This is a genomic window from Mucilaginibacter sp. (assembly GCF_965277465.1).
GTDB lineage: Bacteria > Bacteroidota > Bacteroidia > Sphingobacteriales > Sphingobacteriaceae > Mucilaginibacter.
The window spans coordinates 404799-419310 of sequence record NZ_CBDICW010000002.1; the positions used below are offsets into that span (position 1 = coordinate 404799).

Consider the following 14512-nt stretch of genomic DNA (forward strand, 5'->3'; position numbering starts at 1 on the left):
GCAACCGTCGTTTCGATGCCGGTTGCTCAAACCAATATCTTGTTTTAATTGTTAAATAAAAAAATCAATTACAAATGAAAAAATTCAACGTACTTTTTGTTACGCTTGCAGCCGCGGGTCTGCTGCAAGCTTGTTCAGGGACCAAGAGTTCTTCCAGTTCTGATAGCACGGCTACCAAAACAGATAGCAGCACTGTGACTACCGTTAAAACCGATTCATCATCGATGGTGATGGCAGACACCACCTTTGCGGCTAAAGCCGCTGTTGGCGGTATGGCGGAAGTAGCCTTGGGTAAAATGGCAGCTTCCAAAGCCACTGACAGCCAGGTCAAAGATTTCGGCAACATGATGGTCATGGATCATGGTAAAGCTAATACGGAACTGATGAGCATTGCTAAAGCAAAGAACATCATGCTGCCGGCTGGTTTAGATGCCGAACACCAGGCAAAAAGCGACAGCCTGAGCAAATTAAGTGGTAAAGAGTTCGACAGAGGTTATGTAGCAGTAATGGTCGAAGGCCATAAAAAGACATTGGCGCTCATGCAATCAGAAGCATCAAACGGCAAAGACTCCGATCTGAAAGCTTTTGCCGCCAAAACTGCGCCGGTAGTCAAGCACCACTTAGACGAGATCTTGAAAATTCAAAGCAGCCTGAAATAATTTATTGTGATAGTTTTGATGAAAGCCGCTTTTTTTTAAGCGGCTTTCTTTTTGAATAACCAGCGTTTTTCGCTAACCGATGCGCTGCGAAAAGAAGCGCGGAATTCTGCCTCGTCTTTAAAGGCTAATTGTGGAATCAACCGGGTCTCAAAATAAAGCTCGAATTGATTTGTTTCAAATGGCCAGGGATCGATGGTTAACGTATCGGAGTCCGCTTGCATTAACCGATATTCTTTTTCGTCCGGGCCGTTGCTGATTTCGATGGCACGACCTTCGGGCTGGTTCTCATGCTGGCACAGTAACAGTGATAAAGCATCGCACCACTCCAGCAGCCGGTAGTCCCGCTGCGCTTCGGCAATCGTCAATTTTAATTCTTTTCTCCAGTGTTTTTGCAGCAACTTTTGTTCCCTCATGAATTGAGCGGCTTTTGGATTTTCTTCACATGCTGCGCCATAAACAAATTCGAGATGCATGGAACAAAGTAAAGCGACATAGCGGCTTTTGGACAAAGCGAAATCCATGGTTTGTGTGCAATGACGCTCTTCAAATACTTTCATTTTAAAATTGACAGGTCCGCCCTGGGGTGTCAGCAGATTATCCCGTTCCAATTCTATCTGCGCATCATCATGTTCGGCAATGGCCAGCAATGTTTCTATCCAGCGTTCAGTCCTAACCGAATGTTGCCATTGCATAGCGATCTGTGCCGCGAGTAACCCGTGTGCCCTTTGCGCAATGACTTCCCAGCCTTCTTCTGTATAGTTAACGATCATTTCATTTCAATTAAAGGGTAAGTAGTTCTGCAGTGACGTCGATAGTTTAAACTTGTTTCCATAGCTTATAATTTTTGCAAAGCGTTAAGTATTTCCCGGATGGAAAAATGCGCGCCGCACACAAACTCATCCGCCGCGCCATAGTAAATGGTCAGGGTGTCGCCATCTACCACATGCCCGTTTGTAAATACTACGTAACCGAAAAAACCGCTCAATTCATAAGCTTCAGTTGGTACCATGATCGGTTCTGTGGTGCGCGCTAAAACTTTAGATGGATCTTTGATATCCATTAAAAAAGCGCCCAGGCAATATTGGTGGTCATTGTTAGCTCCGTGATAGATTTCCAGCCAACCCTCTTCTGTGCGAATGGGTGCAGCGCCTGCGCCTACACGGGCATTGTCCCATAAACCTGGGCGGGTTTTGACCAGACATTGGTGATTACCCCATTGTTTACCGTCCGATGATTCAGCCAGCCAAATATAGTTGCCGCCAATCTCTTTACTGCTGGGTCGGTGCAGACAGTAATATTTACCGTTGATCTTTTCTTCGAAAATCGCGCAGTCTTTGTTATGTGGAGGAAGGATCATTCCACCGCTTTCAAAATACTGCCAGTCTTGGGTGGTTAGTAAACCCACGCCGACACCGCTGTCTGAAACAGCTGTATAGGTCAGATAATAGGTATCGCCGATTTGGCTTACCCTGCAATCTTCGATCCCGAACCTTTCTAAATATCCCTTTCCAAATAAAGACGAGTGGTTTGCGGGCTCTGTAAAGTGAATGCCATCATCGCTGGATAGTAAACGGAGGTGAGAGATCGTGGTCAGATAATCCAGTCCTTTATAATTAATTACGCGCGCATCAACAGCGATCAGGTCAGGGTCGTTCAGCGGCACTTCAATAATCTCTGTATTCCCGGTAGCATTCAATGCAGGAAAAAAGATAACCCCTTCTTTTTGCGAAACACCTTCGGCTACACGAACAAGAAGCCATGTTTTTTCCTCAAAACGGAATACACCTGGATTGAGCAAACTGATGATCTGCAAGCCATCACCGCTTGGATTTAAATCCTTCGGCAGTAATAGCGGATTTTCCGGGAAACGTCGCGCGAGATCTTTCATATTTATCTTTTATCAACATTAAAGCAGCGCCACGGTTTTAAAAATTGCTAAAACTATCGCTAAAGCTCATCGTTTATAGGTTATGGAGAAGACACCGAAAAAACAGGACAGACAGCCGGGGATAGAAGCCAAAATGGATCCCGCACCACAATATATAAAACCTGGTTATCAAGGTTACGGAAAACTGCTGAATAAAGTCGCTTTGATAACCGGCGGCGACAGCGGTATTGGCCGTGCGGTCAGTGTTCATTTCGCCCGGGAGGGTGCGGATATTGCTATTGTCTATCTTGACGAAGATATCGATGCGGAGGAAACGAAAAAGCTGGTTGAAGCCGAAGGGAAAAAATGTATTTTATTTAAAGGTGATGTCAAAAAAAGCACCTTCTGCAAAAAGGCCGTGCAGCAGACTGTTAAAAAGCTGGGTAAGCTAAATATACTCGTCAACAACGCCGGAATGCAGATGCCGCAGAAAGACCCAAAGGCCATTGATGAAAAACAATTGGACGATACATTTCGTACGAACATTTTCTCCTACTTTCACTTCGCTAATGAAGCCTTGGAATATATGAAAGCCGGGGATAGCATCATTAATACGACCTCGGTAACCGCCTACCGTTCCTCGCCGAACCTTGTTGATTACTCATTACCAAAGGCGCAATTACTTCGTTTACCCGATCACTGGCAACAAACATTGTAAAGAAAAAGATCAGGGTTAACGCCGTCGCCCCCGGACCAGTCTGGACGCCACTGATAGTCGCAACTTTTGATCAGGAAAAGATCAGTTCTTTTGGTTCTGAAACGGCCATGAAAAGAGCCGGTCAGCCCTCCGAACTTGGTCCTGCCTATGTTTTCCTTGCATCGGATGATGCGTCTTTCATCACCGGACAGGTAATTCATGTCAACGGAGGAGAAGTTGTTAACGGGTAATTACTTTTTTGAACTCTATTTTGACAATAAATGGCTAGGCCGATGAAGTCCTCCTGTGCCTGCTGTACACATTAACAGCGATAGATAGCGAAGCATCTACTTATTTTTTAACGATACGATATCCGATATGACAGAATTTTAGACACATCGACTATTTCCTTGAATGGACGTAAACAATATTCATACTACAATATGCTTATTCCTTTTGCTTATCGTTAAAATCAATTTTTGCAAGTGAAAAAGTGGCCGGGCCGGTCAACACCTGTCCATGGACATCATAGCGAGCGCCATGGCAAGGGCAGTCCCAACTTTTCTCCTCGCCGTTCCAGTTGACGATACAACCGGCATGGGTACAAACAGGGTTGAGCGCAAATATTTCCCCCTGATCATCACGGTAAGCCGCGATTTTTTTTCCATCTATCTCTAATAACTTTCCCGTGCCAGGCTGCATTCTTTTAAGGGAATCTGTTTCATGAATGCCGAACCTGTCCGCTACAAAATGATAGGCGACATCTGCATTCTCCTGAACAAAAGCTTTAAAACCTGCAGCAGGCTTTAACCTTGAAGGACTGAATACTTTTTCATATTTACTGGCTTCCCCTTGAACCAGATCAGATAATATTTTACCGGCGATACTACCCAGCATCATCCCATTGCCGTTATACCCTGTGGCGCAATAAATACCTTCTGAGGCTTCTGGCATTTCCCCGATATAAGGGAAACCGTCAACAGGTACATAATACTGGCTCGACCACTGATATTTAATGGATGAAACATTGTAGTTTTTACGAACGTATTTTTCCAGGTCTGCAAACGCTTTCTCCGGATCATCATGGCCGGTTTTGTGATCGTTTCCTCCGGCGATCAATAATTTTTCACCATCAATCTCGTGTGTCCGGAAATAATGATAAGGCTCCTGCATGTCGTAGATCAGCGCATCCGGGTAAGTATCTGTTCTCAGCTTAACACCCAGAACATAACTACGATAAGGCGCGCAGCGCAGGCTATAAGAATTAATACCGGGCGGAATATGCGTCGCGTAGATCACCTTTTTCGCTTTGATCTTTAAATCGCCGGATATGCCTACATGGTTCTCATCTTCCTTTTCTACGCGCTCTATATTAGTATGCTCTAATATAATACCACCGGCATCGGTAAAGGCTTTTGCCAAAGCAAGGGCATATTTAATCGGGTGAAATTGCGCCTGCCCCTCAAATTCCAGCGCGGCCTCGAAACTTAGCGGGGTTGGTACTTTGGTCGTGTAATTTACAGAAACACCGACTGCTTTAGCCCCGGAAAATATATCATCGAGTTGGTCGGCCTGTTTTTCATCTTCTGCATATAAAAAACCGGTTTTTGTCTCATAATCACATTCGATCCGGTAATTTTTAATATTAGACCTGATCAGTTCAAAACCTTCATTGATCGCATCTGCAAAAAGTTGTGCACCTTCTTTGCCAAAAGCGCTTTCCGCTTCCTTATAAGTGGTATCTGCGAAGGTATTAATATGCGCACTTGTTCCACCGGTAGTTCCGAATCCAATCGTGTGCGCCTCAGCCAGCAGGATATTACGCCCGGAAATCTGCAATAATATTGCAGCTGTCAGTCCGGTTATACCGCCACCTATAACGATAGCATCATAAACGGTCTTCTGCCCCATGGTCGCATTCGTATTTACAGTTGGTAAAACACTTTGCCAAGGGCTTTGCTGCGCTCCGTCGCGGGTGGTAATAGATTCTTTTTTCGTTGCCATATTTCTATTACAAAATCCTTAATAATCTGTTTGAGATTATTTTAAATATTCTTAAACAAATAAATTTCCTTCCAGTTAATAATAAACATCAAAAACCAAAATATTTATGAAAGCAGCAGTATTCCACAAACCCGGTGATATTCGTTATGATACCGTCGAGGATCCGCGTTTGGAACAGGACACGGATGTTATATTAAAAGTCACTTCAACCGCGATCTGTGGTTCCGACCTGCATATCCTTAGCGGCGGCGTGCCGCAACCCAAACCCATGGTGATGGGCCATGAATTCATGGGCATCGTCGAAGAAGTCGGCAAAGGAGTGAAGAATCTAAAAAAAGGCGACCGCGTGGTCGTACCCTTTCCAATCTCCTGCGGCCACTGCTTCTTTTGTCAACATGATGCCTCACCCGCTTGTGAAAATTCCAACTATAAGCATTACGGCCCTAACGGCGATATGGCCGACCAAAAGGGCGCAGCCCTATTTGGTTATACTGACCTATACGGGGGTTATTCCGGTGGCCAAGCGGAATATGTACGTGTGCCTTATGCCGATATCAGCCCGCGGGTAGTGCCCGACAATATGAGCGATGAGCAAGTGCTTTTCCTTACCGATATCTTCCCAACCGGCTGGTCGGCGATCGACTGGGCGCAGCTGAAAGGCGGAGAAGTCGTAGCCATTTTCGGTTCGGGTCCGGTAGGACTAATGGCGCAGAAGGCCGCCTGGATTAACGGCGCGAGCCGCGTGATAGCCATCGACCCCCTAAATTATCGTTTGGAAAAAGCCAGGGCGGTTAATAAAGTCGATACCCTAAACCCGCATGAAGTCGACGTGGTCGAAGCCATTCGTGAAATGACTGGCGGTCGTGGTGCCGACGTCTGCGTAGATGCCGTCGGCTTTGAACCCGAACGCGACCTGATGGATAAAGCCAAGGCCCTGTTTAATTTCGAGGTAGGTAGCATGAAAGTGCTGGATATGGCCTTTAAGGCCGTAAGAAGAATGGGCACCGTTTCCATTATGGGCGTGTATGGTTCCACCTATGATAACTTCCCGCTGCACCGCGTATTCGATAAAGGCATCACCCTTAAAATGGGCCAGGCACCCGTACTTAATTATATCGATCACCTGATCGAACTTGTAAAAACCGAGAAAGTGGTGCTGGACGATATCATTACCCACACCTTGCCTTTAAGCGAAGTTACCCACGGTTACGAGATCTTCGACAAGAAAGAAGAAGACTGCGTGAAGGTGGTATTGAAGCCCTGGGAGCATCGCAAGGAAACCGAGAACACCGAACCTGTTAAGATCGAAAACTAAATTTATGGAATTCGGTCTGCTAATGACGCTGCAATTGCGTGAAATAGTATTTTAATGATTGTAAACCTATCTGTTAAACCTTTGTAAAGAATTTAAAAAAGGAGGAACCATGCCATGGCATAACGGAGATTACCCGCCATCTTATAAGAATCAACCCAAAAAGATTCGCGAAAAGCGACTGAAATCGCCAATGAAGTACTAAAGACGACCGGTAATGAAGGCGAGGCTATCGCCACTGGTTTGAAACAGGCGCGTGTGCATTTTGCCAAAGAAAAGAAAGAGAAAAGCTAAGGCCTTAAGTAGGTCGTTTCGAGCTTACCCGAATGGGTTAGGTTATGATATGAGATATGGCCGGGCAGGCAAGCTAACTGAAACCGACGGAAATGGCGCTAATATATCCTCACCAACTACCGACCCGTTGAAAAGCAAAATGGTGAATTACCCTGCGGCAGTAGACAGATTAATTAGCCGCAGGGTTTCCCAATCTTTAATACTGTTGAAGTATTTTGTCAAAACTTGCGTAAATACAGGATCAGTGTCGGGTAAAGCCGCGAATAAGGTCATCGAAGATTTAAGCTTTAAATCATCCGGGCTTCCAAAAATGCGAGTTGCGTGGTTATCTTCGAGTTCTAACAAAGCTTTGGATATTTCAATAAGGCGGGTCCCGAGTATGGGATGGAGCAAATAAGCTTCGGCTTCCGCCTGGTCTTTGATGGCGTAAAATTTACTGGTGTCACTAAGACCGAGGCCCGCAATCTGCGGAAAAATATACCACATCCAATGACTGCGCTTACGGCCATTTTTGATTTCTGCCAACGCCGTTTCGTAATCCCTTTCCTGGGCTGTTAAAAATCTATTCAAGTCCATATTTCTAAACAACAATTTAAAGGATCGTTCTCGATATTTTGCTAAAATGGTTTTGATAGTCAAAATTTACGCTATAAACCTTGAAGCTATAAAAATTGTTTAAAATTCCGAAATTTCAATCCATACCGGCGCATGGTCGCTGGAATGTTCCCAGCCCCGCACTTTTTTATCTACCGAAGCCGATAACAGCCGTGAACGTAAAGCATCGTTCAGCAGGAAATGGTCCAGCCTTAAACCTGCGTCCCGTCCGTAAGCGTTGCGCAAGTAATCCCAAAAAGTGTAGAAGCGCATGTCAGGGTATAATTCCCGGATTGCATCCGTCCAACCGGCATTAACCAGTTCCCGCCAAAGCTTGCGCACTTCCGGCCTGAACAATGCATTGTCAACATACTTCTCTGGCTTATAAGTATCCTGTTCGGTAGGCATAATATTATAATCTCCGACCAGCGCGACCGGTAGGCCAAACGACAATAATTTGTGTGCATGTAACTGCAAACGGTTGATCCACCTCAACTTGTAATCAAACTTAGGCCCGGGGAACGGGTTGCCATTCGGCAAATACAAACAGCCAATCACTATTCCGTTAATAAAGGCTTCGATATAACGACTATGCGTATCTTCCGGCTCGCCGTCTAATCCTTTTCGTGTTTCCTTAATTTCGCCGTACCGGGAGAGAATTGCCACGCCATTCCAGCTTTTTTGTCCATGCCAGATGGCATGGTAGCCGATGCCGAGCAGCGCATGTTCTGGAAATTTATGGGTTTCACACTTGAGTTCCTGTAGACAAACGACATCAGGTTTTGTTTCGGCCAGCCAGCGCAGCAGGTTAGGTAATCTGCCATTGATGCCGTTGATGTTATAAGTTGCGATCTTCATCGTTATGCTGGGCGATTGCTTAGACAAAAAGTTCCTGGGCATCAGTATAATAGGTAGTTCGTCCGCCAATCTTTTCCGTTTTGATGATTTCGCCCTTTGCAGTGGTTTTTAATTGCGGACTATGAATATTCATAAAGTCTTTTAATTCCCCGGTGAGTTTGTCGCCATTGGCTTCGGCAATATCATGAATGGCTTTTTCCAATACGGTCCGGATACTGTTGTAAATTTTGGTGACCTGTTTTGAAGGAATTGCCTTGGCAATAGAAAATGGCGATACCCCGGCATCATAAAGGATCTCATCCGCATAGGAATTGCCGATACCTCTCAGGGCCTTTTGGTCCATTAACAAGGTTTTGATCACAGTTCGTTTTTTTGCGAGTAAGGCGGTGAAATAACTTTTGTCGAGATCAAGCGCGTCGGGCGCAGCCACTGGTTCCGGCTGAAGTGTTGGAGTTGCTTGTTTTTGCAGATCGATAACAGCGAAGCCTCCAGCATTTTTAAAATGAAAGGCCAGGATCTGGAACCTGGGCGTTTCATCATCATTCAGGTCAACCAGTTCCCCTCGCAACATGAGGTGAAGTCCCAGTATCTGATTATCCGAAAAGTGTAACTGCAGAGTCTTGCCTTCCCGTCTTACGCTACTCAGTTCATGTCCCTCTAAGGCAGATTTTAGATCACCAACAGTGCCATTCAGCTTTTTGGCAACAGTCACTTCAAGTTTATCCAACTCTTTCCCTTTAAATTTACGGGAGAGTATCTGCGCGAAAACGGTTAAGTCAGGTAGTTCAGCCATTTTATTGTTATTTGCTATCGAGATTTTCGTGTTCCAAAAGCCTGTAGGTTATCGTAGCTCCAACAGCAAATACGACGTGGGCCGGAATACGTTGCAAATAATAATGGTCGAAATTGATCCAGGGTGGTAAGGGATGTATCTTAAATGTTGCTTTCCATATCAAAAATCCCAGTACTCCACTGATCAATCCAAGAAGCAATCCATTTCTTAGATTATGTTTGATTTTTTTAGACTCCCACAATTCTACGTAAACGGAAGCGAAGACAAAACCCATGGCGAAATGCGCCCCCCAGCCGGCCAGTACTTTAGCCCTTTTGGACAAATGGGGTGCCAGACGTCCAATCAATACTTCCAGGTGTTCCGGCTCTCTGAAATTTTCATCTGCAAGCAGGGACATCAGGTAACTTGAAGCGGTCATGACCGTTGTTCCCCCAATCCCGGAAAGCGCAGCTTGCTCAATCTGATTCATCAGGCTCCTTTTTTAGCGGTTAAACTGCTCATCAATTGGTCGTAAAGGTCATCACCTTTTGCTTTAGCGGGTTTCAGCTTCTTGATCGTTGGGCGCTTGCCTTTAGCTTTTTGTTCGATAATTTTCAGTAGTTCATTATGGTATTCGTCCTTATATTTCGCCAGATCCATTGGTTCCGTATATTGATCAATTAGCGCCAGCCCCATTTTCAGTTCTTTATCGCTTACTTCCACCTTCTCATCCAGTTCCAGGTCTTCCTGTTCTCTGATCTGCTGGGCAAAACGAATACGCGTCACTACCAATGCGTTGTCGACCGGGTGTACAACGCACAAACTTTCCGTGCTGCGTAATACAAAACGCGCCAAACCTGCTTTCCCTGATTTTTTCAGCGCTGAAAGCAACAAGGCATAAGCTTTGTTTTTCTTTGTGGCCGGGGCTGTATAATAAGAAGTTTCGTAATACATCGGGTTGACCGCCGCGACATCGACGAAGTTCTCGATTTCGATGACCTTGGTTTTTTCCGGTGCTGCCGCCTCAAAATCTGCATCTTCAATAATTACATATTCATCATCGTATTTGTATCCCTTGACGATCTTATCGTAAGGCACTTCTTTTTTCGTGTCCTCATTAACGCGCTGGAACTTGATATGGGCGTGGTCACGGCTGTCAAGCATGTCCAGATCAAGCCTCGTTTCCTGAACCGCAGAATACAATTTAATGGGGATGCTTACTAGGCCAAAGCCGATTGATCCTGTCCAGATACTTCTCATAACTTTAATTTTCTAATGTTATCATTGATGTCCATCGGGTGGTGCGCCTCGATCTGGTCCGCCAGCAAATGCAGCAGTTCCTCATCTAAACCGCCCGGATTCTGACAGATATGCAAAAAGTCATGTTCATCCGGCGTGAAACTGGCTACGTACGCGCCGTTTTCAAATACTCGGTATTTGCATTTATCGTCGTCATGGTGCACATATTCACCAACCTCGAAGTGGTGCAACTCCTTATCTTGACTGATCGTGATCGGGTAATTTTCCATATGCTTGTTTAAACAAATTCAATACCAATTTTTAGCGGAGATATTCCGCTAACTTGCTCCACACAAGTCCCGGATAGCGTTCATTGTCTAATACCTCGTTATGCGCACTAAACATCGAGTGCATATACTGACTTTGCTGCCATTTAGCATACAGTTCGTTTTCGCCCTCGGGATGAGCCGCACGTTCGATTTTGTTATAAGCATCCAGGTCTGCTAGTGTGCCACGATCTTTTAATTCGTAACCGCTGGCCGCCGCCATTTCCTTCGCGCTGACCTGAAAACTGGCAATGCGTAAAAACCTTGGCGCATCGTCATCCAGCGCAGCCATCGCCGTAAAAGCGGCGGTGTCATTCATACTGGTAAAATCCACTCTCCAGTCCGATTTTTCCCAATAGGCAACCGTTTTGTTTTTATGATCGAGGAAAGGAATATTATAGTTTAGCAATTCAGAAAAAGCGCCATTAAATATAGAGGTCGCTTTGATGTCAGCCTCGTCTAACATGCGCATGAATTCCTTACGTAGGTCAAAATTGCGGTTCTCACCCTCCGGCAATTGCGTAAAATCGGTGGAATAATCAGAAGGGATAAAACGCGGGATACCTGCAGCTACCGCCGCATCCAATAGTAAACTCTGGGTATCTACGATCACTTCCCGCAATCCTGCCAGCGCGGAAACCAAACAGCTTGCCCCCGCACACGCAGCGACCAGCGCCTCTTTATCCTTCAGTTTTGCTTCCACGATTTTGGCACCCGATGACCGCAACAGCTCTACGACCACCGGGTCAGCACCGGGGCGGACCAATGCACGGACGCTGGCTCCGTTTTTCATTAATGCCTTGATGATCCGGCCGCCCAGATCACCGGTACCGCCCGCAACTAAGATTTCTTTTTCCATCATCACTTAACCATCAGCTCAGCATTTTGTTCGTGCTTTTCAGTGTCCGTTTTTTTAACCAGCAATCCAAGATTTTACTACAATAAAATCATTGAAAGGGCGCTGTCAAACAAACTGACACGCTGGTATAGCAATTGTAAGTAAAAGACATCTGCTTACATTTAAAACATCAAGACATGAGATCATTATTGTACATCATCGCTGTTATCCTAATCATTGGTTGGGCTATCGGAACATTTGCTTATGCCGCAAGCGGCTTGATCCATATTTTATTGGTGATCGCGGTTATTTCCCTAATCCTGGGTTTCCTGCGCAGGGATACCGTCGTTTGATCCAATAGGAATTAACAAAAGCCCGGCTAACATTCAGCCGGGCTTACTACCAATAACCATGCTGCATAACCCATTTTTTATCGAGGTCAGCCAGCCTACCGGCAGGTACCGAACTTTGGAATTGATTCCCGTTTACCGGGAAAACGCAGGTGAATTTGTGGCCACGCGCAACTACCGGATCTATGCTGGTTATATACCTGAACCCGGCGACGAAACCGACGGTGATTCGCTGCGGCAACAATATTTGGATAACCAGGAGATCATGGGAGATGATAACCCTTGTTATTTAGGTGAACTGCGGTTCGAAGGGTTCGCCTTTTTCGAATGGCGATACCTGGGTCAACAGCTCAACCCGAACGAGGTTTGGCAAATCGTCGACCTTTTGCAAAACTGCGTGAGAACCTATATTTAAAAGCCTGATGAAACCGGAAGAAGAATTGCATAGCTTTCCCTACAGCGAGACTGTAGATGGAGTAGAACACAACTACCGCATTACCCAAAATATGGACAGATATGGCGTAGAAAAGGACGGCGTGGTTATCGCGGAACTCAGCCATGACGATGGGTGGAAACAACTATCAGGTGAAAAGCTCAGCAAAGAACGCTTTGAAAGCATCTGTAACCATATTGAATCTCACTTCGATTAAACAGGTCAGAGCAATTCAAAACGATAACAAGAAGGTTGCAGGGATCTACTGTCTTCGGATTTGGCCGGATGGGTTTCTGATTAATCTTTCAAGTCTCCGGATTTGAGCGCGTAATTATCAGAGATAAGCATAAATAGTTTATCATTATCTATGGCTTCATCCATGTTTTCTGTTAATAAAATTTTGGCACTGTCATAATTCAATTTATTTGCTGAGATAACAAGCGTTCTATAGCCTGCAACTTCAATATGTTTGATAACATGCATATAAAATATTATAGCCAAATCACGTTCAAATGATTTTTTTTCAGTTTTCCCAATTGCCAAAAGCGTTTCTTCCATGATAGCTTTTACGCCTAAGCACGACTTTTCTGTTATGGTCATTTTAAAAGTTTCAGCTATTTTTTCAATACGAACCAGTTGCTTAAAAGTGTCTTCCTGCGTTTCTTCTAACGCGAACCTTAAATCCGAAAACGATGTCAATAATGATAAAGATTCAATGTTCGAAGATAAATGAGTTAACGCACAGTGCATCGTTCCTAACTGATCAAGAAAAATATTTTTAAACGCCGTTTCGTTTAAGAAATTTTTTGGAAATATTTTTAAACGTTTTGACATATAGGTATTTATGATAGGTTTAAAACAATATTGCAAGTTAAACTAATAACGTCGGTTCACCAAGCATTTTGGCAGTAAAGCTTCTCATACACATATGATTTTTGTTTTTATCAAACAATCGGAATTTGACGGTTTTTGCAGCATACAAATGTGTAAATTCTAATATAATTAAATGGGAAGTCATCATTGATCCAACATGATAACCATTGGTGTTATCCTTATATTCTCAAACTTGTTTAACGGCAATTAATTTTGGCTGCCCCTTCGGCCAGGCTTTATACTATATCTTTTCCATGAAAAGGATACCGCTTCAATCCTTGACAGTGTGATTGCTTTAATATCCATTGCGATAACATCCGCTACTGCATTTTCGTCTGCGCCTCAAAAGCATTCGCCTATTACCCTAATTGCTTCCAGTTCCTATTAAGAGCATCTTTCAGGACTTCACTCGTTTACCCGCGATGCCGGGAAAAGCTTCGCTTGCCTTCACTCTGCACTTAAGTTCCTGCTAAAATATCAGATGCTTTCAAGGTGCTATTTTCCAAAGAAAACGGACAAAAGAGGCGTCAAGATCGGTCAGCCCGGTCGTACGAACGCATAATGTCCTCCGCTGCGCTGCGGCCACCCTTCGGGACTTATAGTTCTCCCGCCCAGGCTTTTCGACCGCCTTTTTGACTTTCTTTTTTACCGTTTTTTCTTTTGAAAAATAGCTTTTTAGGAAAAGTCTTCGGGAAAAGAGGGAAACAAAAAAACAAATTTTTAACCCTTTTAAATCATTTAAAAAATGAAAACAGCAGAAAAAAATGCGAACGGTGTACAAGGTACAGCAGCAAAAAACAACCAAACCGCAAACAGAGTTGAAAACCGCCCAAGCTTAACAGGAAAGGAAGCCAAAGAAGATGAAATCGCTAAAGATCAAACACCTGCCCAAACTCCGCAAGTTGAGGCAACCAAAGCAGCCGAGGTTAAGACAAGTAGCCCCGCTACAGTGGATAACCAACCCGCTAACATTGCGCCTTACACCACAGGACAGGGATTAGACGAAGCACCGAAAGCCGAGCCGGCAAAAGGGGAAGAAGCTAAAGCAGAACCCGCCAAAGTGGAAGAAGTTAAAGCAGAGCCTAAAAAATTCGCTTTGAATTTAGAGCAAACTTTAAAATCGGTGGAGGGCTTACATCGCCTAAGCATTCAGCGCATTACCCTCTTATCCCGCATTAAATTACTGGAAGATTTTGAGGTGAAACTGATTGAAGAAAACGACGAACTGGAAAATAACCCTTATCAGGGTTGCAAGCTGATTATCAAAGATGATAAAGGACGGGAGTTTGTTACCAACACGCCGAACCTTATCCGCATGGTTTCCCAATTCATTTTCGATGCATGCCATGAAAAACTGGCCGAAATCGAAGCAAACATCATTTTCCCAAATGCTTAA

The 14512-nt window shown here is 44.6% G+C and carries 17 protein-coding genes and 1 pseudogene; 7 read left to right on the forward strand and 11 right to left on the reverse strand.

The window, feature by feature from the left end; genetic code table 11:
- Window positions 1–74: 74 nt before the first annotated feature.
- Entirely contained in the window at window positions 75–659 is a 585-nt protein-coding gene (locus ACQY4U_RS14080) for a DUF4142 domain-containing protein (protein WP_428330079.1), read from the forward strand.
- 35 nt (window positions 660–694) lie between these two features.
- Here ACQY4U_RS14080 and ACQY4U_RS14085 read toward each other — a convergent pair whose 3' ends face one another.
- Window positions 695–1429: a DUF3891 family protein gene (locus ACQY4U_RS14085; RefSeq protein WP_428330080.1), complete on the reverse strand. Its 735-nt coding sequence runs from the start codon at window positions 1427–1429 to the stop codon at window positions 695–697.
- Window positions 1430–1494: 65 nt separating this feature from the next.
- Window positions 1495–2547, reverse strand: coding sequence for a glycoside hydrolase family 130 protein (locus ACQY4U_RS14090; protein ID WP_428330081.1), 1053 nt, complete (start codon window positions 2545–2547; stop codon window positions 1495–1497).
- Between the two features lie 133 nt (window positions 2548–2680).
- On the opposite strand from ACQY4U_RS14090, the pseudogene ACQY4U_RS14095 reads away from it, so the two are divergent.
- A pseudogene (locus ACQY4U_RS14095) lies at window positions 2681–3474 on the forward strand (SDR family oxidoreductase).
- 196 nt (window positions 3475–3670) lie between these two features.
- Here the strand turns inward: ACQY4U_RS14095 and ACQY4U_RS14100 are convergent.
- On the reverse strand, window positions 3671–5227 hold the full coding sequence (locus ACQY4U_RS14100; protein WP_428330082.1) for an FAD-dependent oxidoreductase: 1557 nt from the start codon (window positions 5225–5227) through the stop codon (window positions 3671–3673).
- 106 nt (window positions 5228–5333) lie between these two features.
- Here ACQY4U_RS14100 and ACQY4U_RS14105 point away from each other — a divergent pair, with 106 nt between their 5' ends.
- Window positions 5334–6542: a zinc-dependent alcohol dehydrogenase gene (locus ACQY4U_RS14105; protein WP_428330083.1), complete on the forward strand. Its 1209-nt coding sequence runs from the start codon at window positions 5334–5336 to the stop codon at window positions 6540–6542.
- 438 nt (window positions 6543–6980) lie between these two features.
- Here ACQY4U_RS14105 and ACQY4U_RS14110 read toward each other — a convergent pair whose 3' ends face one another.
- From ACQY4U_RS14110 to ACQY4U_RS14140, 7 genes are all read right to left on the reverse strand, one after another.
- Complete coding sequence (locus ACQY4U_RS14110; RefSeq protein WP_428330084.1) at window positions 6981–7409, reverse strand: DUF1810 domain-containing protein; 429 nt, start codon at window positions 7407–7409, stop codon at window positions 6981–6983.
- 99 nt (window positions 7410–7508) lie between these two features.
- Window positions 7509–8285, reverse strand: coding sequence for an exodeoxyribonuclease III (xth, locus tag ACQY4U_RS14115; protein WP_428330085.1), 777 nt, complete (start codon window positions 8283–8285; stop codon window positions 7509–7511).
- A 19-nt stretch (window positions 8286–8304) separates the two neighbouring features.
- Complete coding sequence (locus ACQY4U_RS14120; protein ID WP_428330086.1) at window positions 8305–9078, reverse strand: DNA-formamidopyrimidine glycosylase family protein; 774 nt, start codon at window positions 9076–9078, stop codon at window positions 8305–8307.
- Between the two features lie 7 nt (window positions 9079–9085).
- The gene (locus ACQY4U_RS14125; RefSeq protein ID WP_428330087.1) at window positions 9086–9547 is read right to left on the reverse strand and encodes a hypothetical protein; all 462 of its coding nucleotides are present in this window, start codon (window positions 9545–9547) and stop codon (window positions 9086–9088) included.
- Complete coding sequence (locus ACQY4U_RS14130; protein ID WP_428330088.1) at window positions 9547–10317, reverse strand: Ku protein; 771 nt, start codon at window positions 10315–10317, stop codon at window positions 9547–9549. Before ACQY4U_RS14130 ends, ACQY4U_RS14125 begins: the two co-directional genes overlap by 1 nt.
- Window positions 10314–10586: a hypothetical protein gene (locus ACQY4U_RS14135; RefSeq protein ID WP_428330089.1), complete on the reverse strand. Its 273-nt coding sequence runs from the start codon at window positions 10584–10586 to the stop codon at window positions 10314–10316. Before ACQY4U_RS14135 ends, ACQY4U_RS14130 begins: the two co-directional genes overlap by 4 nt.
- Window positions 10587–10617: 31 nt before the next feature.
- A complete protein-coding gene (locus ACQY4U_RS14140; protein ID WP_428330090.1) occupies window positions 10618–11484 on the reverse strand; it encodes an NmrA family NAD(P)-binding protein in 867 nt (288 codons plus the stop codon).
- A 173-nt stretch (window positions 11485–11657) separates the two neighbouring features.
- On the opposite strand from ACQY4U_RS14140, the gene ACQY4U_RS14145 reads away from it, so the two are divergent.
- Genes ACQY4U_RS14145 through ACQY4U_RS14155 form a run of 3 tightly spaced genes read left to right on the forward strand, consistent with a single transcriptional unit; the run spans window position 11658 to window position 12460 of the window.
- Window positions 11658–11813, forward strand: a complete 156-nt coding sequence (locus ACQY4U_RS14145; protein WP_428330091.1) for a lmo0937 family membrane protein — start codon at window positions 11658–11660, stop codon at window positions 11811–11813.
- A gap of 58 nt (window positions 11814–11871) precedes the next feature.
- Entirely contained in the window at window positions 11872–12225 is a 354-nt protein-coding gene (locus ACQY4U_RS14150) for a hypothetical protein (RefSeq protein ID WP_428330092.1), read from the forward strand.
- A gap of 7 nt (window positions 12226–12232) precedes the next feature.
- Window positions 12233–12460: a hypothetical protein gene (locus ACQY4U_RS14155; protein WP_428330093.1), complete on the forward strand. Its 228-nt coding sequence runs from the start codon at window positions 12233–12235 to the stop codon at window positions 12458–12460.
- An 80-nt stretch (window positions 12461–12540) separates the two neighbouring features.
- Here the strand turns inward: ACQY4U_RS14155 and ACQY4U_RS14160 are convergent, their stop codons facing one another.
- On the reverse strand, window positions 12541–13077 hold the full coding sequence (locus tag ACQY4U_RS14160; protein WP_428330094.1) for a DUF892 family protein: 537 nt from the start codon (window positions 13075–13077) through the stop codon (window positions 12541–12543).
- Window positions 13078–13861: 784 nt separating this feature from the next.
- Between ACQY4U_RS14160 and ACQY4U_RS14165 the strand changes: the two genes are divergently transcribed.
- The gene (locus ACQY4U_RS14165; protein WP_428330095.1) at window positions 13862–14512 is read left to right on the forward strand and encodes a hypothetical protein; all 651 of its coding nucleotides are present in this window, start codon (window positions 13862–13864) and stop codon (window positions 14510–14512) included.

Coding starts and splice junctions, on each gene's coding strand:
- ACQY4U_RS14080 (WP_428330079.1), top strand. CDS start 75: ATGAAAAAATTCAACGTACTTTTTGTTACGCTTGCAGCCGCGGGTCTG.
- ACQY4U_RS14085 (WP_428330080.1), bottom strand. CDS start 1,429: ATGATCGTTAACTATACAGAAGAAGGCTGGGAAGTCATTGCGCAAAGG.
- ACQY4U_RS14090 (WP_428330081.1), bottom strand. CDS start 2,547: ATGAAAGATCTCGCGCGACGTTTCCCGGAAAATCCGCTATTACTGCCG.
- ACQY4U_RS14100 (WP_428330082.1), bottom strand. CDS start 5,227: ATGGCAACGAAAAAAGAATCTATTACCACCCGCGACGGAGCGCAGCAA.
- ACQY4U_RS14105 (WP_428330083.1), top strand. CDS start 5,334: ATGAAAGCAGCAGTATTCCACAAACCCGGTGATATTCGTTATGATACC.
- ACQY4U_RS14110 (WP_428330084.1), bottom strand. CDS start 7,409: ATGGACTTGAATAGATTTTTAACAGCCCAGGAAAGGGATTACGAAACG.
- xth (WP_428330085.1), bottom strand. CDS start 8,285: ATGAAGATCGCAACTTATAACATCAACGGCATCAATGGCAGATTACCT.
- ACQY4U_RS14120 (WP_428330086.1), bottom strand. CDS start 9,078: ATGGCTGAACTACCTGACTTAACCGTTTTCGCGCAGATACTCTCCCGT.
- ACQY4U_RS14125 (WP_428330087.1), bottom strand. CDS start 9,547: ATGAATCAGATTGAGCAAGCTGCGCTTTCCGGGATTGGGGGAACAACG.
- ACQY4U_RS14130 (WP_428330088.1), bottom strand. CDS start 10,317: ATGAGAAGTATCTGGACAGGATCAATCGGCTTTGGCCTAGTAAGCATC.
- ACQY4U_RS14135 (WP_428330089.1), bottom strand. CDS start 10,586: ATGGAAAATTACCCGATCACGATCAGTCAAGATAAGGAGTTGCACCAC.
- ACQY4U_RS14140 (WP_428330090.1), bottom strand. CDS start 11,484: ATGATGGAAAAAGAAATCTTAGTTGCGGGCGGTACCGGTGATCTGGGC.
- ACQY4U_RS14145 (WP_428330091.1), top strand. CDS start 11,658: ATGAGATCATTATTGTACATCATCGCTGTTATCCTAATCATTGGTTGG.
- ACQY4U_RS14150 (WP_428330092.1), top strand. CDS start 11,872: ATGCTGCATAACCCATTTTTTATCGAGGTCAGCCAGCCTACCGGCAGG.
- ACQY4U_RS14155 (WP_428330093.1), top strand. CDS start 12,233: ATGAAACCGGAAGAAGAATTGCATAGCTTTCCCTACAGCGAGACTGTA.
- ACQY4U_RS14160 (WP_428330094.1), bottom strand. CDS start 13,077: ATGTCAAAACGTTTAAAAATATTTCCAAAAAATTTCTTAAACGAAACG.
- ACQY4U_RS14165 (WP_428330095.1), top strand. CDS start 13,862: ATGAAAACAGCAGAAAAAAATGCGAACGGTGTACAAGGTACAGCAGCA.